At 67.0% G+C, this 22,976-nt stretch carries 18 protein-coding genes; 15 read left to right on the top strand and 3 right to left on the bottom strand.

Annotation, left to right across the window (positions count from 1 at the left end):
• Positions 1-83 precede the first annotated feature (83 nt).
• From secY to BMX37_RS11670, 9 genes are all read left to right on the top strand, one after another.
• Positions 84-1,448: a preprotein translocase subunit SecY gene (gene secY / locus BMX37_RS11710; RefSeq protein WP_093665921.1), complete on the top strand. Its 1,365-nt coding sequence runs from the start codon at positions 84-86 to the stop codon at positions 1,446-1,448.
• Between the two features lie 56 nt (positions 1,449-1,504).
• Complete coding sequence (locus BMX37_RS11705) at positions 1,505-2,158, top strand: adenylate kinase (RefSeq protein WP_093665920.1); 654 nt, start codon at positions 1,505-1,507, stop codon at positions 2,156-2,158.
• Positions 2,159-2,675: 517 nt separating this feature from the next.
• Positions 2,676-3,368, top strand: a complete 693-nt coding sequence (locus BMX37_RS11700; RefSeq protein ID WP_093665919.1) for a response regulator transcription factor — start codon at positions 2,676-2,678, stop codon at positions 3,366-3,368.
• Between the two features lie 6 nt (positions 3,369-3,374).
• Complete coding sequence (locus BMX37_RS11695) at positions 3,375-4,724, top strand: sensor histidine kinase (protein ID WP_093665918.1); 1,350 nt, start codon at positions 3,375-3,377, stop codon at positions 4,722-4,724.
• A 37-nt stretch (positions 4,725-4,761) separates the two neighbouring features.
• Entirely contained in the window at positions 4,762-5,223 is a 462-nt protein-coding gene (locus tag BMX37_RS11690) for a MarR family winged helix-turn-helix transcriptional regulator (protein ID WP_093665917.1), read from the top strand.
• Positions 5,214-6,620, top strand: coding sequence for an efflux transporter outer membrane subunit (locus BMX37_RS11685; RefSeq protein WP_093665916.1), 1,407 nt, complete (start codon positions 5,214-5,216; stop codon positions 6,618-6,620). Before BMX37_RS11690 ends, BMX37_RS11685 begins: the two co-directional genes overlap by 10 nt.
• Positions 6,617-7,813 carry an HlyD/EmrA/EmrK family protein gene (locus BMX37_RS11680; RefSeq protein ID WP_093665915.1) on the top strand — a complete coding sequence of 399 codons (1,197 nt, stop codon included), beginning with the start codon at positions 6,617-6,619 and terminating at the stop codon, positions 7,811-7,813. The genes BMX37_RS11685 and BMX37_RS11680 overlap by 4 nt, the downstream gene beginning before the upstream one ends.
• Positions 7,813-9,357 carry a DHA2 family efflux MFS transporter permease subunit gene (locus tag BMX37_RS11675; RefSeq protein WP_093665914.1) on the top strand — a complete coding sequence of 515 codons (1,545 nt, stop codon included), beginning with the start codon at positions 7,813-7,815 and terminating at the stop codon, positions 9,355-9,357. The genes BMX37_RS11680 and BMX37_RS11675 overlap by 1 nt, the downstream gene beginning before the upstream one ends.
• A gap of 80 nt (positions 9,358-9,437) precedes the next feature.
• Complete coding sequence (locus tag BMX37_RS11670; RefSeq protein WP_093665913.1) at positions 9,438-9,836, top strand: phasin family protein; 399 nt, start codon at positions 9,438-9,440, stop codon at positions 9,834-9,836.
• 16 nt (positions 9,837-9,852) lie between these two features.
• Here the strand turns inward: BMX37_RS11670 and BMX37_RS11665 are convergent, their stop codons facing one another.
• From BMX37_RS11665 to BMX37_RS11655, 3 genes are read right to left on the bottom strand one after another with little or no spacing between them, the layout of a single operon-like run.
• Positions 9,853-11,475, bottom strand: coding sequence for an efflux transporter outer membrane subunit (locus tag BMX37_RS11665; protein ID WP_244501547.1), 1,623 nt, complete (start codon positions 11,473-11,475; stop codon positions 9,853-9,855).
• The gene (locus tag BMX37_RS11660; RefSeq protein ID WP_093665911.1) at positions 11,472-14,789 is read right to left on the bottom strand and encodes a multidrug efflux RND transporter permease subunit; all 3,318 of its coding nucleotides are present in this window, start codon (positions 14,787-14,789) and stop codon (positions 11,472-11,474) included. The genes BMX37_RS11665 and BMX37_RS11660 overlap by 4 nt, the downstream gene beginning before the upstream one ends.
• Positions 14,790-14,795: 6 nt before the next feature.
• Positions 14,796-16,040 carry an efflux RND transporter periplasmic adaptor subunit gene (locus tag BMX37_RS11655; protein WP_244501546.1) on the bottom strand — a complete coding sequence of 415 codons (1,245 nt, stop codon included), beginning with the start codon at positions 16,038-16,040 and terminating at the stop codon, positions 14,796-14,798.
• 162 nt (positions 16,041-16,202) lie between these two features.
• Here BMX37_RS11655 and rpiA point away from each other — a divergent pair, with 162 nt between their 5' ends.
• The 6 genes from rpiA (at position 16,203) to BMX37_RS11625 (ending at position 22,875) form a co-directional block, all read left to right on the top strand.
• A complete protein-coding gene (gene rpiA, locus BMX37_RS11650; protein ID WP_093665909.1) occupies positions 16,203-16,886 on the top strand; it encodes a ribose-5-phosphate isomerase RpiA in 684 nt (227 codons plus the stop codon).
• Between the two features lie 110 nt (positions 16,887-16,996).
• Complete coding sequence (tkt, locus tag BMX37_RS11645; protein WP_093665908.1) at positions 16,997-19,111, top strand: transketolase; 2,115 nt, start codon at positions 16,997-16,999, stop codon at positions 19,109-19,111.
• A gap of 2 nt (positions 19,112-19,113) precedes the next feature.
• Complete coding sequence (tal, locus tag BMX37_RS11640; protein WP_093665907.1) at positions 19,114-20,238, top strand: transaldolase; 1,125 nt, start codon at positions 19,114-19,116, stop codon at positions 20,236-20,238.
• 89 nt (positions 20,239-20,327) lie between these two features.
• Positions 20,328-21,314 (top strand): phosphogluconate dehydrogenase (NAD(+)-dependent, decarboxylating), encoded by a 987-nt coding sequence (gene gnd, locus BMX37_RS11635; RefSeq protein WP_093665906.1) that lies wholly within the window; start codon positions 20,328-20,330, stop codon positions 21,312-21,314.
• On the top strand, positions 21,311-22,132 hold the full coding sequence (locus tag BMX37_RS11630) for a Cof-type HAD-IIB family hydrolase (RefSeq protein ID WP_093665905.1): 822 nt from the start codon (positions 21,311-21,313) through the stop codon (positions 22,130-22,132). The genes gnd and BMX37_RS11630 overlap by 4 nt, the downstream gene beginning before the upstream one ends.
• A complete protein-coding gene (locus tag BMX37_RS11625; protein WP_093665904.1) occupies positions 22,129-22,875 on the top strand; it encodes an HAD-IIB family hydrolase in 747 nt (248 codons plus the stop codon). The genes BMX37_RS11630 and BMX37_RS11625 overlap by 4 nt, the downstream gene beginning before the upstream one ends.
• The last annotated feature ends 101 nt before the right edge of the window (positions 22,876-22,976 follow it).

The following is a 22,976-nucleotide window of genomic DNA, read 5'->3' as shown; positions in this document are numbered from 1 at the left end:
TCACAACGCATCCCGCCGCTTTTGTTTCCAGGCCCGAGGACCGCGAGCGTCGTCGGGAGTACGCACCAGGATACGCACACACGATGGCATCCGCAGCCGACCAGATGGCGCAAAGCATCAGCCTAGCGAAATTCGCTCAGGCCACCGACCTCAAGAAGCGGCTGTGGTTCACGATCGGCGCGCTGATCGTTTTCCGCCTGCTGAGCTATGTGCCGCTGCCCGGCGTGGACCCGACGGCGCTCGGCATCCTGAGCCAGCGGACCACCGGCGGTGTGCTCGACTTCTTCAACACCTTCTCGGGTGGCTCGCTCAGCCGCATGAGCCTGATCGCGCTTGGCGTGATGCCGTACATCACGGCGTCGATCGTCGTGCAGTTGGCGACGTCGCTCAGCCCGCAACTTGCCGCCATCAAGAAGGAAGGGGAGTCTGGCCGCAAGCGGCTGAACCAATACACCCGCTACGGCACGGTCGCGCTGACCGCCGTACAGGGTTACTTCATTGCCGTCGGCCTCGAGACGTTGGGCGCGAACTCTGGCATCCAGGCGGTGATCGAGCCGGGCTTCATGTTCCGTCTTGCCGCCGTGATCTCGCTGATCGGCGGGACCATGTTCCTGATGTGGCTGGGTGAGCAGATCACCACACGCGGCATCGGCAACGGGGTGAGCCTGATCATCATGGCGGGCATCGTGGCACATCTGCCCACGACGCTGGTCAACCTGCTGGAGGGTGGCCGCACGGGGTCGATCGATCCCGTCCGCCTGATCGGCATCATCGTCGCGGTGGTCGCGCTGGTGCTGTTCATCTGCTTCATGGAGCGGGCGCAGCGGCGCATCCTGATCCAGTATCCGAAGCGTGCGACGCAACGGGGCATGCAGGCGGACCGCAGCCACCTGCCGCTGAAGCTGAACACGGCGGGCGTCATTCCTCCGATCTTTGCGTCGTCGCTGCTGCTGATGCCGCTGACGATCAGCCAGTTCGCCGGGCAGCGCGTGGCCGGTGAGAGCAAGTGGGGCGATTTCATCATCACCCTGAACCAGTATCTGCAGCATGGCAGCCCGGTGTACATGGCGCTGTACGCCGCCGGGATCATCTTCTTCTCGTTCTTCTACACGGCGGTGGTGTTCAACCCCGAGGAGACGGCGGACAATCTTAAGCGGCACGGCGGGTTCATCCCCGGCATTCGCCCAGGCAAGAACACCGAGACGTATTTCGACTATGTGTTGACGCGCATCACGGTGCTTGGCGCGGCGTATCTGACGATCATTTGTCTGCTGCCCGAATATCTGGTGTCGGCTCTGTCGATACCGTTCTACCTGGGCGGAACCAGCCTTCTGATCGTGGTCAACGTCACGATGGATACGGTGACGCAGATCCAGAGCCACCTGCTGGCGCAGCAATATGGCGACCTGATCAAGAAGGCGAAGTTGAGGGGCCGGCGCGTCCGCTGAGCGGGCGGGAGCGCCGGACGGCGCGCGGCTGACGATAATCTGGGGAGTGCGATCGCGTGGACATCATCCTGCTGGGGCCGCCTGGGGCGGGCAAGGGAACCCAGGCGCAGCGGCTGGTCGCGGAGCGCGGCATGGTGCAACTGTCCACCGGTGACATGCTGCGTGAGGCGGTCAAGGCGGGGACGCCAGCGGGCCTGAAGGCGAAGGCCGTGATGGAAGCCGGCGAGCTTGTATCCGACGCGATCGTCTCGGCGCTGATCGGAGAGCGGCTGGATGCGATGGATATCGGGTCCGGCGCCATTTTCGACGGATTTCCCCGGACCGAGGCTCAGGCGGAGGTTCTGGACCTTCTGTTGGCCGAACGCGGCCGTAAGCTCGATCATGTGATCGAGCTGGAGGTGGACGAGGGTGCGCTGATCGAGCGGATCGTCGGCAGGTACACCTGTGCGGTGTGCGGGACCGGGTATCACGACCGCTTCAAGCAGCCTGCGGTCGAAGGCACTTGCGACGTATGCGGTTCGACGGAGTTCAAGCGGCGCCCTGACGACAATGCGGACACCGTTCGCACCCGGATGGCAGAATACCGGGCCAAGACCGCGCCGATCCTTCCCTTTTACGAAGAGCGTGGATTGGTGTCGCGGATCGACGGCATGGCCGACATGGCCACCGTGGGCGAGCAGATTGTGGCGGTTCTCGACAGCCGCGATTGATCGCGGCGATTTCGCTTTCTCGCGGTCGTTCTTCAGAACATGCGGTGACCCGGCATGTTTCGGCGTGGGCGGCATACCCGCGAAAACGATAGGTTGTTGAACTCGTGGCTGGGCTGCCCTGACGTGGGCCCGATCAGATCGGGGGCGTGCGCATTCGCACGGTAGCCGGCCACGAAGCTGCGTTAGATCTCGCTAAGTCTCGGTCTCAGGTGCCGCACAACTTAGCCGCTAAACCCGTTGCGCAGCGCTACCATGCTCACGGGCGCGGGCGGCGCCCCGGCTCGGCCGAGGCCGCGCGATCTCGGCGCTGTTGCCCCCGACGGTGCATGACAGCTTTTTCACGCCCCGGTCACCGCTATCTGCATGAGAGCGTTGCTATAAAACACCTCTCGACGCCGATGCGTCGCAAGAGATATCCAGCTCGGCGCCCGAACTCCCGGGGGTGCCGTCGGGGGCCGGCGGGAAGCGTGCTTTCCGTCGGCCTTTCGCGTCAGACCGCAAGTGCTGAAAGGCCGCCATGTCGCGCAAGATCCTGATCGTGGAAGACGACACCTCCACCTCCTCCTATATCGCCAAGGGCCTGGTCGAGGCGGGTTATGCCGTAGAGACGTGCGGGAATGGCCGTGACGGACTGTTCCTGGCTAGTGAGGGCATTTTCGACCTCATCATCGCGGACCGCATGCTGCCCGGGTTGGACGGGCTGGCGATGGTCAGCGCGATCCGGGCCGCAGGCATTGCGACGCCGGCGTTGATCCTGTCGGCCCTGGCCAGCGTCGACGACCGTGTAGACGGGTTGAAGGCCGGCGCCGACGACTACCTGTGCAAACCCTTTTCGTTCGCCGAGCTGTCGGCGCGGATCGAGGCGCTGGTGCGCCGCACCGATCGCACCAGTGCGGAGCCGATGAAGACGCGATTGGGCGTCGGTGATCTGGAGATCGACCTGCTGGCGCGGTCGGTCACCCGCGCCGGGCGGGCCATCCCGCTTGGCGCGCGGGAGTTCGGTATCCTGGAGTTCCTGGCGCGTCATGCCGGGCAGGTGGTCACCCGCACGATGATGCTGGAGAAGATCTGGAACTACCATTTCGACCCGGGATCGAACGTGGTTGACGTGCATATCGGCCGCCTGCGGCGCAAGCTGGAGGATGGCTTCGCGACGCCGATCCTGCACACGGTGCGCGGGGCGGGTTACAAGCTGTCGGCGGAGGGCTGACCGGGGGTGCGGCTGTCGGTTTCCGCGCGCATCACCCTTTTGTCGATCGCGCTGGCGCTGATATCCAATCTGGTGCTGGTCGGCTTCGTCTGGAAGCAGACGCATGACCAGACGATCGCCGAGGTGCGGCGCGAGACGGTGGAGCGGACCGACGCGCTGCTGGCGGTATGGCGCACGGGCGGCCAACCCGCGCTGGTCGAAGCGCTGCGCGGACCGCGCGTTCCGGGCGACATGACCCTGATCGGGGCCCTGATCGATGGTCAAGGCAGGAAGGTCGTGGGGCGCGGCCCGGATCATCTTGCGGCGCGGCTGGAGACGCTGCCGTTCGCGGTGGGGCATGTGTCCGACGCGCCCGGCTGGAGCGAGCGTGATGCCGGCTTCGCCCTGCATCCCATCGGCTCGCACTGGCTGCTCACCGGTCGCATGCTGGACGTGATCGCGGCGGAGGAGCGGGCCATAGAGGGGGCACTGGGCCTTGCGGTGTTGCTCAGCCTTGTCCTGGGGATCGGTGCCGGGCTGGTGGTCGCGCAATATGTCTCGCGCAGGATGGACGCCATCGCGGGCGTGGTGGAAGCGGCCGGGGAGGGGGACCTGTCCCGCCGCGTGCCCGCCGCGTCGGGTGGCGATGCCTTTGATCGGCTGGGGGTACGGCTCAACGCCATGCTGGCCAAGGTGGAGCGCCTGATGAGCGAGTTGCGGCTGGTCACCGACAGCCTGGCCCATGACCTGCGCTCTCCGCTCGCCCGCCTGCGCACGCGAGCCGAACAGGCGGTGTTGATGTCCGAGGCCGGCGGGCGCGAAGCGGCACTGAACGGGTTGCTGACCGAAACCGATCTGGTCATGCGCATGCTGACCACGGTGATTGAGATCAGCCGTTCCGAAGCGGTATCCCGTGATCGTTTCACGCAATCCGATCCGGCCGAGCTGATCGGCGCCATCGCCGAATTGTACGAACCCGTAGTGGAGGAGGCGGGCCTGGCGTTCGACGCAGGCATCGCGGCTGGCCTGCCGACGATGCCGCTGCACCGCGAGCTCTTGAGCCAAGCCGTCGCCAACCTGCTCGACAATGCGGTCAAGCATGGCGGGTCGGGTGGCACCGTCACGCTGACGCTGGGTCATGCGGAGGGTGGTGTGGCGATACGCGTCGCCGACCACGGGCCAGGCATCGCGGTTGCCGACCGCGCGCAGGCATTGAAGCGGTTCGGCAGGCTGGACAGCGCGCGCACCACGCCCGGCGCGGGGCTGGGCATGGCGTTGGTGGAGGCGGTGGCGCGTTTGCATGGTGGACGCTTCGAGCTGGCCGATAACGAACCGGGCTTGGCCGCGACGCTGATCCTGCCGGCTACGTCGATCTAGACTTGACTGCCGTGGCAATGGTTGCCACGGCACCTGTATGGCTTTCTACGATTCGGTGTGCTTCGAGCCTGAGAGCTCCATTGGCTATCAGGTCAAACGCGTTCACCAGGCGATGCTCTTCGCCCTGGAGCCGGTCTTCGCTGCGGAGGGCGTATCCCATGTGCAGTGGTCGGTTCTGGTGTCGCTGCATTACGAACGGGGCCGCACTTGCGCCGAGCTGGCCCGCGACCTTGCCCATGACAAGGGTGCGATGACCCGGCTGATCGACATGATGGAGCAGAAGGGGTGGGTCACGCGGGAGCGGGACACCACCGACCGGCGCAACGTCTTCCTTTCGCTGACGGACGAGGGCGAGGCACTGGCGCAGCATGTTCGCGATCGGGTGGCGCAATGCTGGAACGAGTGGCTGGGCGACCGGCCGGTGGCAGAGGTGCAGCGCTTGATCGACGATCTCGCCTGGCTGCGCGGCCGCATCGAGGGGGCGACACCATGCACATGAACAGGCTGGGCTGGATGGTCCCGGTGTTGCTGGCCGGCTGCGCCGCACCGGAGAGCCGGCCGGCACTGGCGCCGGTCGCCATGGAGGCGCTGGGCCTCGACGCTGCGAACGCACCGGCGATCGATTCCGCGTGGTGGCGCGGCTTCGGCGATCCGCAGTTGGACCGGCTGGTCGACGCCGCAACGGCGGGCAATCCGTCGCTTGATGCGGCCATGGCGCGGGTGCGGCAGGCGCAGGCGGTGCTCTCGGCAAGGGATGCGGAGAATGGACCGAACCTGACGGCCGACGGCACGGCGCTGGGTCAGCGCCTGTCGGGCCGCTACACGATCCCGCCGCCTTATGCGGGCACGGTGCGGTTCGTCGGCACCGCGCAGGCGAACCTCGATTGGAACCTGGACCTTTTCGGGCGGCAGCGGGCGGCGATCGAGGGGGCGACCGCTTCCGTACGCGCCGCCGGGCTGGACCTGTCCGCCGCGCGGATGATGCTCGCCGGATCGGTGGTGCAGACCTATCTGGACCTGTCGCGGGCCGAGCAGGAGGCCGCGGTGGCGCAGCGCGCGATCGCCGCGCGTGAGAATTCGGTGCGCCTGACTCAGGTTCGCATCCGCAATCGGCTGTCGTCGAAGCTGGATGCAGAGGCGGTCGGGACGCTGTTGTCCCAGGCGCGCGAGGAGCTGGTGCGGGCGCAGGGCGCAAGCATGTTGGCGGCGAACGGGCTTGCCGCGCTGGTCGGACGCGGCGCGGACTTCCCGGCGACGCTGACACCGACGCGATTGGCGCTGGATGCCGCCCTGCCGCTACCGTCGCGGGTCCCGGCGGACCTGCTGGCGCGGCGACCCGATGTGCTGGCGGCCCGGTCGCGTATCGATGCCGCAGCCGCCGGACGGCAGGTGGCTCGCCGCGCCTTCTACCCCAACGTCAACCTGACCGCGCTTGCGGGATTGCAGGCGATCGGCATCGGCAACCTGTTCTCGCTGGACGCGGGCACGGCGGGCGGTGGCGCGGCGGTGCATCTGCCCTTGTTCGACAACGGCCGGCTCCGCGCCGACCTGGCGGGCGCGACCGCAGCCGAGGACCTGGCGATCGCCGACTATAACGGCCGCGTGATCGGCGCGGTGCGGGAGGCGGCCGATGGCCTTGCCCGTATCCGCAGCGTCGATGCGCAGCGGGTGCAGGCGGCGGCCGTGGTGCGCGGCTTTGCAGAGACGGGCCGGTTGAACGGGCTGCGCGTGAGCAGCGGCCTGTCGTCGCGCCTCGACCTGGTCGACAATGACGTGCGGCTGCTGGACGCGGAACTCGGCGCTGCCAACCTTCTTCATGATGCCGCTGCGGCGCGGGTCCAGCTTGTGCTGGCGCTCGGCGGCGGATTCGATCCCGTTCAGGACAGCAACCCATGACCGACACCCGTGTGCCCGCCGATCCTGAGGCGATCGTCCAACCGCGCGAGCAGGTGCCGCCACCCGCGAATGGCCGGCCACGTGCGCGTCGCCTGGGTCTGTTGATCCTGGGTGCGATCGTGCTGGTGGGCGTGGCCGTATGGGCGGTGTTCCACTTCCTGCTGGCGGCGCCGGAGGAAGAGACCGACGACGCCTATGTCGCCGGCGACGTGGTGGCGATCACCGCGCGCGACCCCGGCACCGTTACCGCCCTGCACGCGGACAACACGCAGTCGGTGCGGGCGGGCCAGCCGCTGATCGACCTGGACCCGGCGACGGCGGACGTGAACCTCGCCTCCGCCGCGGCGGAACTGGCGCGCGCGGTTCGCACGACCCGCGCCAGCTTCAGCCAGGTGAACGAGAGCGGCGCCAGCGTGACGCAGGCGGAGGCGCAGCTGTCCGCCGCGCGCAACGATTATGCCCGCCGCCGCGGTGCCGCCGCAGAGGGTGCGGTGTCGGGTGAGGAACTGGCCCACGCCGCCGACGCGGTGAAGGTCGCACAGGCCAACCTGACGCTGGCCCGAAGCCAGCAGGCGCAATCGCGCAGCGCGGTGTCAGGCACTGATGTGAACACCAACCCGGCCGTGCTGGCGGCGATCGCCGCCTATCGCCGGGCCGCGATCACGCGGGGGCACATGCACGTCATCGCGCCGATCGACGGCGTCGTCGCTCAGCGCACGGTCCAAGTTGGGCAACAGGTCAACGCCGGCACGCCGCTGATGGCGGTGGTGCCGCTGGACCGGCTGTGGGTCGATGCGAACTTCCGCGAGACCCAGCTGAAGGATTTGCGCGTAGGGCAGCGGGCGACCGTGACCGCCGACGTCTATGGTTCGGGCGTCACGTATCACGGACGTGTCGTGGGATTGGGCGCCGGGTCCGGCAACGCCTTTGCGCTGTTGCCGCCGCAGAATGCCAGCGGCAACTGGATCAAGATCGTCCAGCGCGTGCCCGTCCGCGTCGCGTTGGAGCCGAAGGAACTGCGTGCCAACCCGTTGCGCGTCGGCCTGTCGGTGACGGCGGTGGTCGATACCGCCGACAAGGGTGGGCAGCGCCTGGCCGCACAGGCCGCGCAGCCCTACACCGGGTCGGTGTCCCCCGCGACCGACCCGGCCGTCGAGGCGCGCATCCGGCAGATCATCGCGGCCAACCGCTGATGGCCGGCCCCCCCGCCGTGGAGCAGCCGCCGCTGACCGGCGGGCGGCTGGCCCTGATCGCCTTTGCGCTGGCGCTCGGCACCTTCATGATGGTGCTGGACTCGACCATCGCCAACGTGTCCCTGCCGACGATCGCCGGCAATCTGGGCGTGTCGAGCGACAATTCGACATGGGTGGTCACGGCCTTTGCCGTCGCGAACGGAGTCTTCGTGCCGCTGACCGGATGGCTGATGGGCCGGTTCGGCGTGGTGCGGACGTTCTGCACGGCAGTAGCGCTGTTCACCGTCGCGTCGTTCCTGTGCGGGATCGCGTGGGACCTGCCGTCGCTGATCCTGTTCCGCATCATCCAGGGCGGCGTGGCGGGGCCGATCATGCCCGGCAGCCAGGCGCTGCTGATCTCCATCTTCCCGCACGACAAGCGGTCCACCGCTCTCGGCATCTGGTCGATGACCACGCTGGTCGCGCCGGTGATGGGACCGATCCTGGGCGGGTACATCAGCGACAATTATCATTGGAGCTGGATTTTCCTGATCAACGTGCCGTTCGGCATCTTCGTGTCGCTGATCTGCTGGCGGGGCATGAAGAGCCGGGAGACGCCGACGCGCAAGCTGCCGATCGACACGGTCGGCCTAGGGCTGCTGGTGCTGTGGGTTGGTTCGCTTCAGGTGATGCTGGACCTGGGCAAGAATGCCGACTGGTTCCATGACACCACCATCTGCGTGCTGGCGGTGGTGGCGGCGGTCGGATGCGTGGCGTGGGTGATCTGGGAACTGACGGACGCGAATCCGGCGGTCGACCTGTCGCTGTTCAAGAGCCGCAACTTCACGCTCGGCTCCGTGGTGTTCTGCATCGGCTACGCCCTGTTCTTCGCCAACACGCTGTTGCTGCCGCTCTGGCTGCAGACGCAGATCGGCTACACGGCGACCTGGGCCGGGTTGATCGCGGCGCCGAGCGGGGTGGTCGCGGTTCTGCTGACGCCCTTTGTCGCGCGGCTGACGGGCAGGATCGACGCCCGCTGGCTGGCAACGATCGCGTTCGTGTTCTTTGCACTCAGCTATTACATGCGATCGGGCTACACGACCAATGCGAGCGTGTGGGACTTCATGGTCCCGCTGATGGTGCAGGGGGTGTCGATGAGCACCTTCTTCCTGGCGATGCTGACCATCTGTCTCGACAAGATCCCACCTCAGCGGCTTCCGTCGGCGACCGGCCTGTCGAACTTCACCCGCATTGTCGCGGGATCGTTCGCCGCCTCGATCATCACCACCGCATGGGATCAGCGGGAGGCGCTGCATCAGGCGCGGCTGTCCGACTCCGTGGGCACGGGCATGCCGTTCCAGATGGCGCGCCAGGCGCTGGGCAACCTTGGCCTGACGGACACGCAGGCGGCGGGCGCGATCACGCGGCAGCTTGTCGGCCAGGCCTATCTGCTTGCGTCGACCGACCTGTTCCGCCTGTCGGCGTGGCTGGCCGCGGGATCGATCGTGCTGGTCTGGCTGACGCGGCGGCCGTCCCCACCGGCCGGGCCCGTCGCGGCGGATTAGGCGCTGTTCGGACCGCGCACGCCGCGATATCATGGCGTGCCGGGCCGGAACGGCCGGCCCGCCGAAAGGGAGCAGCATCGATGGCCGACGAAACCCCGCCGCAGGATGGCACCGCGCCGCAGGATGCCGGCTTCGCTCCGCACGGAGCGCAGGCCGCACAGGACTTCGGTGAGCGTGCCACCGACGCCGCGCGGAGTGCCGCGGAGACGATGAGAGAGGCCGGCCGCAACACCATGGAAAGCGGCGCGACGATCAGCATGAAGCTGATCGATCAGGCGGAAAGCAACGCGCGCGAAGCCTTCGCCGCGATGCGTGCCGCTGCGGCCGCCAAGGACGTCGGCGACGTCATGCGCATCCAGAGCGAGTATCTGCGCGACCAGAGCGGACGCGCCATGTCACAGGCGCGCGAGATCGGCGAGTTGATCGCGCAATATGGCAAGGATGCTGCGGCGACCTTCCGGACGGGCGGAGCGGACTAAACCGCCCCTGACGGTATTAGCCGGCGGGTTTGTCCGTGACCGGCAACGGTGTGTCCGGACGTGGCGCGCCGGTCGGCGTCACCGGCCGCGGGCCGTCGGCGGTTGCTTCCAGGCTGTCGTCGCCGCCCAGCGCCCGGTACAGCGTCGCACGGTTGCTGGCGCCGATCAGTCGGGTGGCGATCAACGTGCGCTGAGCGCCGTAAAGCGACCGCTGCGCGTCCAGGCTGGACAGGAACGTCTCGATCCCGCCGCGATAGCGCGCGTTGGTGAGGTTCAGCGTGTCCGACGCAGCCCGTACGCCGAGCTCGTTCGCACGAAGCTGATCCGCCACCGTACCGGAGCGTGACAGGGCATCCGCCGTCTCGCGAAAGGCGGACTGGATCGCGCGCTCGTAGGTGGCGAGCAGGGCGTCCCGCTGTGCCTGTGTGTACCGGACGTTCGCACGGCCTGCGCCGGCCCGGAAGATCGGATAGCTGACCGACGGCGCTGCCGAATAGCTGAAGGCGCCACCGTCGAACAACGAACTCAGCGCGCTGCTGGCGAAGCCGACCAGGCCGGTCAGCGAGATGCGGGGGAACAGCTCCGCTCGCGCGGCACCGATCTCCGCATTGGCGGCGCGCAGTTCGTACTCCGCCTGCACGACGTCGGGACGACGCAGCAGGATGCCGCTGCCGAGGCCGGCCGGGACGTCGGCGACTGTGGGCGCCGCCTGATCGATCGATCGCGACAACAACCCCTGGTCGACCGGGGCGCCGACCAGCAGCTCCAGCGCGTTCTTGTCCTGTGCTAGCAGGGTGCGTTGCAGTGCCAAATCCGCCTGGGCGGTGGCCAGTATGGTCTGCGCCTGCGTCACGTCGGTGCGCGGGCTGACGCCACCGGCACGACGCGCATCCGTCAGCCGCACGCTGCTCTCGGCGACCTGCGCCGTCTGTTGCGCGAGCTGTAGAAGCGAGGAGTCGGCCGCATAGTTGAGCCAGGCGGAGGCAATATCGCCGACCAGCGCGAGGCGCGTGGCGCGTGCCGCCGCCTCCTGAGCGAAATAGCGATCGAGCGCGGCGCGGCTAAGCGACCGGACGCGACCGAACAGGTCGAGTTCGAAGGCGGTGGTGCCGAGATCGACCTGGAACGCGCTGCCCCGGCGCGAGGTGATGACCGTGCCGCCGGATCCAGTGCCGCCCCCCGTACCAGTCCCTGTTCCCGAGCCGGTGCCCGTCCCGGACCCGGTGCCACCGCCGGCATTGCCGTTGCCCGTGCCGGTGCTGCTGCCCGCGGTGGAGTTCGTGCCGTTGCCGCCGCCCGAATAACTGTAGCGGCCGGTGGCATCGACCTGCGGGAACAGGTCCGCGCGCTGGATGCGGTACTGGGCGCGCGCCGCCTGCACATTGGCGGCGGCGACGCGCAGGTCACGGTTGTTGCGCAGCGCCTGCTCGATGATCTCCTGCAACCGGGGGTCCCGGAACACGTCACGCCATGCCAGCGACGGCAGCTGTGCCTCGTTCACCTGGAGGTAGGAGTCGCCCACCGGCCATGACGGCGGGACGGGCAGGTCGGGCCGGACATATTTCGGCGCCATCGAACAGGCCGACAGGCTGGTGATCGCGAGCAACGCCGCGACGCGGGAAAACGGTGTAGGCATCATGCACCCTCTGGCGCGGGCAGGGCGGGGCGGTTCGGCGGCGGCGGCAATTGGGGCGGAGTCGGCCCCGACGGGCCACCATGGGGTCCGCCATCGCCGTCCTTGCCGTCCTGATCGTCGTCGTGGAAGCCGGTGGGCTTGCCCCGCAGCCGGGCCAGGCCATCGCGAACGCCGCGCCGTACCAGCACGAAGAACAGGGGGATGTAGAAGATGGCGAGGAAGGTTGCGGTCAGCATGCCGCCGATCACGGCCGTCCCGATCGCGATCCGGCTGTTCGCGCCCGCACCGGTCGAAATGGCGAGCGGGAACACGCCGAAGATGAACGCGAAGGACGTCATCAGGATCGGGCGCAGACGGATGCGCGCCGCCTCCAGCGCCGCGTCGATCACGCGCTTGCCCTCGCGCTCCGCCTGTTCGGCAAACTCGATCATCAGGATCGCGTTCTTCGACGCGAGGCCCATGGTCGTGAGCAGCCCGATCTGGAGGTACACGTCGTTGACCAGTCCGCGCAGGGTGACCGCTGCGATCGCGCCGACGAGGCCGAGCGGCACCACCAGCAGGACGGCGAACGGGATCGACCAGCTTTCGTACAAAGCCGCGAGGCACAGGAACACGACCAGCAACGACAGGCCGTACAGGATCGGCGCCTGACCGGAGGACAGCCGTTCCTGATAGGACAGGCCGGACCAGGCGACGCTGGTGCCGGGAATGTCGCGAGCCAGCTTCTCGATCGCGGCCATCGCCTCGCCCGAACTCTTGCCGGGCGCGGCGGAACCCTGAAGCTCGTAGGACGGGATGCCGTTGAAGCGGGACAAGCTGACGGGCGCCTGGCCCCAGCTGGTCTGCGCGAACGACGAAAACGGCGCCATCTGGCCTGACGATCCGCGCACGAACCATTGCGACAGGTCGGATGGCTTCTGCCGGAACTGCGCGTCGCCCTGGACATAGACCCGCTTCACGCGCCCGCGATCCAGGAAGTCGTTGACGTAACGGCCGCCCCATGCGGTCGACAGGGTGGTGTTGACGTCGGTCTGGGTCAGGCCCAGCGCGGCGAGCTTTTGCTGGTCCACATCGACTTTCAGCGTCGCCACGTCGGGCAGCTCGGTCAGGCGTACGCCGACAAGCGATGGATCGTCGGCCGCCTTCGCCAGCAACTGGTCGCGGGCCTGCGCGAACTTCTCGGCCGTCATGCCGCTGGAGTTCTGCAACTCCATGGTGAAACCGTTGGACTGGCCAAGCCCGCGGATCGCCGGCGGCACCAGCGCATAGACCTGCGCGTCGCGAATGTTGCGAAACGCGCCAGAGGCACGGCCGGTGATCGCGTCGGCGCTGTTGTCCTTGCCGTGCCGGTCGTCGTACGGCGATAGGGCGAGGAAGGCGAGGCCGGTATTCTGCCCGCCCGGCGCGCCGCCGCCGCCGCGACCGGTGGCGGAGAACATGGTCGCGACGTTGGCGCTCTCGTTCTTGGCGAAATATTCCTCAACCTGCTTCTGCACGGCGGAGGTGCGGACCTGCGTCGCGCCCGGCGGCAGCTGGAACTGGACCAGCGCGATGCCCTGATCCTCCGTGGGCAGGAAGCCCGTCGGCAGGCGCAGGAACAGGATCGCCAGCACCGCCACCGTGACGGCGTAGATGCCGAGGAACAGCCACTTGCGCCCGATCAGCGCCTTCACCCCGTCGCGATACTTGTCGCTGACCGTGTTGAAGCCGTTGTTGAACTTGTCGCGAGCGACCCCGAAGAAGTGCGCGACGCGCGGGAAGTGGCGGCCCAGCCAGCCATCCTCGATCGCATGCCCCTCATCGTTGCGCTTCTTCTGCTTGAGCAGCGTGGCGGTCAGCGCGGGGCTGAGGATCAGTGCCACGAAGACGGACAGGATCATGGCGGACACGATGGTCAGCGAGAACTGGCGATAGATTACGCCTGTCGACCCGCCGAAGAACGCCATGGGCAGGAACACGGCCGACAGCACCAGCGCGATCGCGACCAGCGCCACCGTGATCTCGTCCATCGACTTGATCGTCGCCTCTCTCGGCGAAAGGCTCGGGTCCTCCTCCATCAGGCGCTCGACATTCTCGACCACCACGATCGCATCGTCGACCAGCAGGCCGATCGCGAGGACCAGCCCGAACAGGGTCAACGTGTTGATCGAGAAGCCGGCGAGGTAGAAGATCGCGAATGTGCCGAGCAGGACGACCGGCACGGCGATCGTCGGGATCAACGTCGCGCGCCAGCTTTGCAGGAACACGAACATGACGATCACGACCAGGATGATCGCCTCGATCAGGGTCTTGACCACCTCGTCGATCGACAGCTTGATGAAGTTGGTGCTGTCGTTGGCGTAGGCATACTTGAAACCGGCCGGGAAGTTCTTCGCCGCCTGGTCGATCTGCCCCTTTACCAGTTCGGCGGTCTTCAGCGCGTCGGCACCGGGGGCAAGCAGCACGGCGATGCCCGCGCCGGGATGCCGGTTGATGTTGCTGCGGGTGGCGTAGTCCTCCGCGCCCAGTTCGATATGACCGACATCCTTCAGCCGCACGGTGGCGCCGCTCGACAGCGTCTTCAGCAGGATGTTGGCGAACTGCTCGGGCGTCTGGAGCCGCGACTGCGCGGTGACGGTGGCGTTCAGATATTGCGTGTCCGGCTGTGGCTGTGCACCCAGCTCACCGGCGGCCACTTCCGTGTTCTGGTTCTGGATGGCGGTGACCACGTCGCCCGGCATCAGCTGATACGCGGCGAGCTGCGTCGGATCGAGCCAGATGCGCATCGCATATTGCGATCCGAAGACGTTGGTGTCGCCTACGCCCGGAATGCGGCCGAGCGGGTCCTGAAGGTTGGACGCGAGATAGTCGGACACGTCCTGCGACGTGCGTTGATCCGTCTCGTCGTACACCGCCGCGATCAGCAGGAAGTCGGGGTTCGACTTGCGGACCGTCAGGCCCTGTTGCTGCACCTGTTGGGGCAGGCGCGACAGCGATTGCTGCACCTGGTTCTGCACCTGGACCTGCGCGATGTCGGGGTTCGTCCCCTTGCGGAAGGTGGCGGTGATGGTGACCGATCCGCGTGCGGACGAGGATGAGCTGAAGTACAACAGGCCGTCGATGCCGGTCAGCGTCTGCTCGATCACCTGCGTGACCGAATTCTGCAGCGTCTGCGCGGATGCACCGGGATAGTTGGCCCGGATCGACACCTGTGGCGGCGCGACATCGGGATATTGCGCGATGGGCAGGCCCATGATGCCGCCCACGCCCGCCAGCATCACGATGATGGCGATGACCCAGGCGAAGATCGGCCGGTCGATGAAGACGCGTGACAGCATGTTCGGTCAGCCGGCCCCGCCGCCGGAGCCGCCCTTGCCGCCGGCGCCGTCCTTGCCCCCCTGGCCCTGCTTTGGCGGCGCCACCTGTTGCGGCGTGTCGGCGGGAACGGGCTTCACCGTCTGGTTCGGGCGCACCTTGCCCAAGCCCTGCACGATGATGCGGTCACCGTCGTTCAGGCCGGAGGTCACGACCCAATATTGATCCTGCGTACGTTCTGCCGCGACCTTGCGCTGCACGACCTTGTTGCCGTCACCGATCACCATGATCGTCGCGGCGCCCTGGGGATCACGGGTGACGGCACTCTGCGGCACCAGGAAGGCACGGGTGTTGATCGCCTGCGCGAAGCTGGCGCGCACGAACATGCCGGGCAGCAGCAGGCCCTGCGGATTGGGAAAGCGCGCGCGCAGCGTCACCGTGCCGGTCGACGGGTCCACCACCGCTTCGCTGAACTCGACGGAGCCGGTCTGCGGATAGGTGCCGCCATCGCCGAGCTTCAGCCGGACGACGGCGCGCGTCGGGACCAAGCCGTTCTGGCTGAGCGAGCGGCGCAGCGACAGCATGTCGTTGGCCGATTGCTGGATGTCGACGAACATCGGGTCCAGCCGCTGGATCTGCGCCAGGGGATCGGCCTGGCTGGCGGAGACCAGCGCGCCGACCGTGAACAGCGAACGCCCGATCCGTCCCGTGATCGGCGCCGGGACGGTAGTGAAGCCCAGGTTCACCCGCGCGGTGGCGAGTTGCGCATTCGTCTGGGCCACCGATGCGCTGGCCTGACGCGCCTGCGCCACGGCGTTGGTATATTCCTGCTTGGACACCGCCTCGATCTCGGCGAGGGGGCGATACCGATCCGCCTGGATGCGCGTCGCCTCCGCATTGGCGCGGGCGCTTTGCAGATTGGCCTGCGCCTCGTTGACGGCCGCGCGATATACGCGCGGATCGATCTCGTAGAGCGGCTGGCCCTGGCGCACCAGCGCCCCTTCGGTGAAGAAGCGGCGGCGGATGATGCCCGACACCTGCGGCCGCACGTCGGAGCTTTCAAACGCGCTGGTTCGGCCCGCGAGTTCGGTGGTCAGTGCCGCACTGGACGGCCGGGCAACGACGAAGCCGACCTCCGGCGTTCCTTGCCCCGGCTGTCCGGCGCGCCCGCCGCCCTTTTGCTCGGCATCCTCCTTGCCGCCGCATCCGGCGAGCAACGCGGAAAGTATCAGGAGGCTGGCGGCGGAGCGGCGTGGACGGAACAACAAGGACAAGGGCGCTCCTGCGCTTGACGGACGTGTGAATCGGAAACCGGAGCCACGCGATTGCGGCGGCAAATGCCCCATCGCCCGATTGGTTGCAATTGCTGACCTAAATTTCCGTAATGGCACGAATAAACCCGTAGGCGTTTCCGCGCCTCGCGCGTTTAGCCGATCATGCAGGACGACGACAAGGTCGCCGCCGCGCGCGCGGCGGTCGCGGAGGTACGGGACGGGATGCTGGTCGGGCTGGGCACGGGATCGACCGCGTCGCATGCCATACGGCTTATCGCGGAGCAGGCGCGGGCCGGTTTGCGGGTTGAGGCGGTGGCCACATCGGAGGCGAGTGCCACGCTTGCTCGTTCTCTCGGCTTGACGGTGCTGGATTTCGCGACGGTGTCGCGCGTAGACCTGACCATCGATGGCGTGGATGAGATCGACTCCTGCTGTCGGGCGGTGAAGGGCGCCGGCGGTGCGATGGTGCGCGAGAAAATCGTGGCGGAAGCATCCGACCGGATGATCGCGATTGCCGATGGTACGAAGCGGGTCGAGCGGCTGGGTGCGGCACTCCTGCCGGTCGAAGTGCTGCCCTTCGCGGCGGCGTTCGTCCTTCGACACCTGAGCGGGATGGCGTTGGCGGCGGAGGTCCGTGCAGCGGGCGCGAAGCCGTACTGGACGGACCAGGGCAATTTGATCCTGGATTGCGCGGGCCTTGATCCCGAAGCGCTCGACGACACGGCACAAGCGATCGACGCGCTGCCCGGCGTGCTGGGCCACGGCCTGTTTCTGCGCGAAATCGACGCCGCGTTCATCGCCAGAGACGGGCAGGTCGAACAATTGTTAGCGCAAACGGTTACATGATGGCGTGGCCCGTTGCCCGGCGGTACGCCAGCGCCTAAGGCCCTATTCAAGACCGCAACCCAAGCCGGCGCGCGTGCGTTCCGGCATGAACGAGCGAGGCAACTTCTTTCATGTCCACCAACGATATCGCCGCACGCGCCGCACAGGACGTCGAGGCTCATGAGGACGGCAGCCCCGCACGGCTGGCCATCGACACCATCCGCACGCTGGCGATGGACGCCGTGCAAAAGGCGAATTCGGGCCATCCCGGCACGGCCATGTCGCTGGCGCCGATCGCCACCACGCTGTGGACGAAGTTCCTTCGCTACGACCCCAAGACGCCAGACTGGCCCAATCGCGACCGCTTCGTGCTGTCGGTCGGCCACGCGTCCATGCTGCTCTATGGCCTGATCCACATGGCCGGCATCGATGAGATCGACGCGGACGGCAAGAAGTCGGGTGCCGAGGCGGTCAGCCTGGACGATATCAAGCAGTTCCGGCAGCTGTCCTCGAAGACGCCGGGCCACCCGGAATATCGGCACACCACCGGCGTCGAAACCACGACGGGTCCGCTGGGGCAGGGCTGCGGAAATTCGGTCGGCATGGCGATCGCGGAGCGCTGGCTCGCGGCGCATTTCAACAAGCCCGAATTTCCGGTGTTCGACCACGATGTCTATGTGTTCTGTTCCGACGGCGACCTGATGGAAGGCGTGGCGGCGGAGGCGGCATCGACGGCGGGTCACCTGAAGCTGTCCAACCTGTGCTGGATCTACGACAGCAACAACATCACGATTGAGGGGGACACCAACCTCGCGTTCGACGAGGATGTGGCGAAGCGTTTCCGCGCCTATGGCTGGAAGACGCTGGTGATCGAGGATGCGGAGGATACCGGCGCCTTCGCCAAGGCGATCGAGGAATTCCGCGCCACCGACGACCGACCCACGTTCATCCTGGTGCGATCGGTGATCGGCATCGGCTTCCCGACCCGCGCGGGCACGCACAAGGCGCATTCCGATGCGCCGGGTGAGGAAGAGATCCGCGGCGCGAAGAAGGCTTATGGCTGGCCCGAGGACGCGCAGTTCCGCGTGCCGACCGAGGCGACGGACTGGTTCCGTGAGTGCATGGCAGACCTGGGTGGCAAGACGCGCGAGGCGTGGGACGCGATGTTCGCCCGCTATGCGGAGGCATATCCGGAACTCGCCAACCAGTTGCAGCACATGCGCCAGGGCAAGCTGCCCGACGGCTGGCAGGACAAGCTGCCCGTGTTCGACGCCGACGCCAAGGGCGTCGCCAGCCGCGATGCCGGCGGCAAGGTGCTGAACGCGATTGCGCCCGACATCGAGTGGCTGATCGGCGGCGCGGCCGACCTGTCCCCGTCGACCAAGACCGACGTGAAGGGCGCTCCGTCGTTCGAGCCGGGCAATTACGGCGGCCGCAATCTCCACTTCGGCATCCGCGAACACGGCATGGGTTCGATCGCGGTCGGCATGGCCCTGTCCTATGTGCGGCCGTACACCGGCACCTTTATGGTGTTCTCGGATTACATGCGGCCGCCGATCCGCCTGTCGGCCATCATGGAACTGCCGGTCACGTTCGTCTTCACGCACGATTCCATCGGCGTCGGCGAGGACGGACCGACCCACCAGCCGATCGAGCAGCTGGCGGCGCTGCGTGCGATCCCGGGTCTGGACGTGATCCGTCCCGGCGACGCGAACGAGACGACGCAAGCATGGCGCGCGGCGCTGGAGGCGAGCAGCCATCCGACCTGCCTGATCTTCTCGCGCCAGGCGCTGCCGACGCTGGATCGCGGCAAGTACGCCTCCGCCGACGGCGTGATGAAGGGCGGCTATGTCCTGGCCGACTGCGACGGAACGCCGGACGTGGTGTTGATCGCGACGGGGTCCGAGTTGAGCCTGGCAGTCGAGGCGCATGAGACGTTGGCGGGCGAGGGCGTGAAGAGCCGGGTCGTGTCGCTGCCCAGCTGGTTTCGTTTCGAGCGCGAGGATCAGGCCTATCGCGATTCCGTGCTGCCGCCGGCGACGAAGGCACGCCTGGCGATCGAGATGGCGGGCGAGATGGGCTGGGCGCGTTACGTCGGCACGCACGGCGATACCGTCACCATGTCGACGTTTGGTGCCTCCGCCCCCATATCCAAGTTGCAGGACAAGTTCGGCTTCACCGTCGACAACGTCGTTGCCAAGGCCAAGGCGCTGATCGCCGAGGCTGTCTCGACCGACAAGGAATGACCATGAGCACGCTTTCCGATCTGTCCGCCAAGGGCACGGCCGTCTGGCTGGATTTCGTCGACCGCAAGTTCCTGAACGCCGGCGGCCTGCAAAAGCTGGTCGAGGAGGATGGCCTGACCGGCGTGACGTCCAACCCGTCGATCTTCGAAAAGGCGATGGGGCATGGCGATGCCTATGACGAGAGCATCGCCGCGTTCGACAAGGCCAATCCGGGCGCGGCCACCATCGACCGGTATGAGCATCAGGCGATCGAGGACATCAAGGCGGCGGCGGACACGCTGCGGCCCGTCTATGACCGGCTGGACGGCAAGGACGGCTATGTCAGCCTGGAAGTGTCGCCGTACATCGCGGACGACACCGACGCGACGATCGCCGAGGCCGAAAAGCTGTGGCACGCGGTCGACAAGCCGAACCTGATGATCAAGATCCCCGGCACGCTCGCGGGTGGGCCGGCGATCAGCGCGACCATCGCGAAGGGTATCAGCGTCAACGTGACGCTGCTGTTCGCGCTGGACGCCTATATTCGCGTGGCGGAAGCGTATGCGACGGGGCTGGAGGAGCGCGTTCGTCAGGGGCAGCCGATCGATCATATCGCGTCGGTGGCCAGCTTCTTCGTCAGCCGCATCGACACCATGATCGACAAGGAGATCGATCGCCGGGTGGGCGAGGGCGATGCCGACAGCGACGCGCTGAAGGCGCTGCGCGGCAAGGTCGCGATCGCCAATGCCAAGATGGCGTATCAGTGGTTCCTCGACTTCGGGAAATCGGACCGCTGGCAGGCGCTGGCCGCCAAGGGCGCACAGCCGCAGCGGCTGCTCTGGGCGTCGACGGGCGTCAAGGACAAGGCGTACCCGGACACGCTGTATGTCGACACTTTGATCGGCCGCGACACGGTGAACACCATGCCGCCCGCGACGATGGATGCGTTCCGCGAGCGCGGCACCGTGGCGGAGACGCTGACCGCCGATGTCGATCAGGCACGCCACGTCATGGCGGAGGCGGACCGGCTGGGGCTGAACCTGACAGGGGTGACGGACACGCTGGTGGCGGAGGGCGTGGCGTCCTTTGCCAAGGCGTTCGACGATCTGCTGGGCTCCATCGCCAAGAAGCAGCCCGCGTCGAATTGATCGCGGTCATTGGCGGGGTCGATCGGGAAACCGTTCGGCCCCGTCGGCCGTTTGGTTGCTCGTAAACCCGACAACCACAGGATTGCAGCATGAAGATCGGCATGATCGGCCTTGGCCGGATGGGCGGAAACATGGCCCTCCGGCTGATGAAGGGTGGGCACCAGATCGTCGCGTACGACCGGGACGAGAGCGCGGTCGCCAAGCTGGCGGCAGATGGCGCGGAAGCGGCCAGTTCGTTGGAGGACGTAAGGTCCAAATTGGACAGCCCAGCCATCTGGTGGGTGATGCTGCCCGCCGGCGAGATCACCGAGGGCACGGTGGAAGCAATCGCGGCGAACGCCAAGCCGGGCGACATCGTCATCGACGGTGGCAACAGCTTCTACAAGGACGATATCCGCCGGGCGAAGGCCCTGGCCGAAAAGCAGCTTCATTATGTCGATGTCGGCACGTCCGGCGGCGTATGGGGTCTCGATCGCGGATATTGCATGATGATCGGCGGCGACGACGAGACGATGGCGTTGCTCGACCCGATCTTCCGTACGCTTGCGCCCGGACGCGGCGATATCCCCCGCACGCCCGACCGCAGCATTGACAATGGCGAGGATGACCGTGCGGAATTCGGCTACATCCATGCCGGCCCCCCGGGATCGGGCCACTTCGTCAAGATGGTCCACAACGGCATCGAATACGGCCTGATGCAGGCATATGCCGAAGGGTTCGACATCCTGAAGTCCAAGTCCTCGGACAAGTTGCCGGAGGACGAGCGTTTCGACCTGAACCTGACCGACATCGCAGAGGTATGGCGGCGCGGCAGCGTGATCTCGTCCTGGCTGCTCGACCTGACGGCGGCGGCGTTGGCGAAGGACATGAGCCTGGCGAAGTTCTCGGGCCGGGTAGCCGATTCGGGCGAGGGACGCTGGACCGTCGATGCCGCGATGGAGGAGGCGGTGCCCGCGCACGTGCTGACCGCGGCCTTGTTCGCCCGGTACCGGAGCCGCGTCGATCACACTTTTGGCGACCAGGTCCTGTCTGCCATGCGCTTCGGGTTCGGCGGCCATGTGGAGATGCCGCAATGACGCAGCCGATCCGGCTGCTCGTGTCTGATGTGGATGGAACGCTGGTCGACAAGGAAAAGCGGCTGACGCCCGCCACGGCGGATGCGGTCCGCCGGCTGGAGGAGGAGGGTGTGCGCTTCACCCTTATCAGCGCGCGTCCGCAATCCGGGGTCATGCCGCTGGCCGACACGCTGGGCATCGACGGGCCGATCGCCGCGTTCAATGGCGGCCTGATCTTCCGCCGGGACGGGACGGTCGACAGCCATCATGTTCTGGATGCGGAGGTTGCGCGGACCGCGATGGAATTGGCGGCCGACGAGCCGGCCGACCTTTGGGTGTTCGCCGACGGCAAGTGGCATGCGTCACAGGCGGAGGGGGAGCATGCCGACCGGGAGCGCCTGTCCGCAAACCAAGAACCGGTGGTGTGCGACGACTTCACCGCCTTGGCCGACAAGGTGGACAAGATCACCTTCGTGTCCGACGATCCGCCTGTCCTCGCGCGGCTGATGGATCGCTGCGTCGCGGCGTTCGGCGGCAAGGCGACGGTCGTTCAGTCGCAGACCTATTATCTGGACATCACCGCGCTTGCGGCGAACAAAGGTGACGGCATCGTCGCCCTGTCGGACGCGTTCGATGTGCCGCTGGAGGCGGTGGCGGCGATCGGCGATCAGATGAACGACGTGCCGATGCTGGAGCAGGCGGGCCTGTCGATCGCGATGGGCAACGCGCCCGAGGCGGTACGAGCCGTTGCGGGCTATGGCACCCGGAGCAATGACGCGGATGGCGTGGCCTACGCCATCGACACGATAATTCTACCACGAAAGGGAAATGGGGAATGAAGCAGCTGGTCGCCTTCGACCTGGATGGGACGCTCGCTGAGAGCAAGCAGGCGTTGCAGCAGCCGATGGCCGAAGCGATTGCCGATCTGCTCGGTGTCGCGCACGTGGCGGTGATTTCGGGCGGAGACTGGCCGCAGTTCGAGAAGCAGGTCGCCAGCCGCATGCTGGACCGTGCCAAGCTCGACCGGCTATGGCTGATGCCGACCACGGGTACGAAGCTCTATACGCATCGCAACGGCACCTGGTCGGCGGTTTATGCCGAACTGTTCGATGACGAGACGAAGGCAAAGATCCTGCGCGAGTTCGACGCATCGCTGGAGGCGACCGGCTTCGTGCCGGAGCAGACCTGGGGCGAGCGGATCGAGGATCGTGGCTCGCAGATCACCTTCTCTGCGCTGGGGCAGCAGGCGCCGCTGGAGGCCAAGGAGAAGTGGGACCCGGACTTCGCCAAGCGCAAGGTGATCCAGGCCGACCTGCAGAAGCGGCTGCCCGGCCTGTCGATCAACATGGGCGGCGCGACCTCCATCGACATCACGCGCGAGGGTGTCGACAAGGCATACGGGCTGCGCAAGCTGCACGACGCCAGCGGCATTCCGCTGGATGCCATGATGTTCATCGGGGACGCGATCTTTCCGGGCGGGAACGACTATCCTGCCAAGCAGATGGGGCTGGACACGGTCCGGGTTCGCGACCCGCAGGAAACGGTTGCGGTGATCGAGGGCATCGTCGCCTGCCTCAAATGAGATGACGGACGGCGGCGTGTCAGGTGCGACACGCCGCCACCGTGGCTAAGGCCAGCCGTAGAAGGTCACGGATGCGCGGCCGGTGCGAGACCCGACGCCAC

It is taken from the genome of Sphingomonas gellani (assembly GCF_900110035.1).
In the GTDB taxonomy this organism is placed as follows: Bacteria; Pseudomonadota; Alphaproteobacteria; order Sphingomonadales; family Sphingomonadaceae; genus Sphingomonas; species Sphingomonas gellani.
This window is presented reverse-complemented; position numbering and strand designations above follow the sequence as displayed.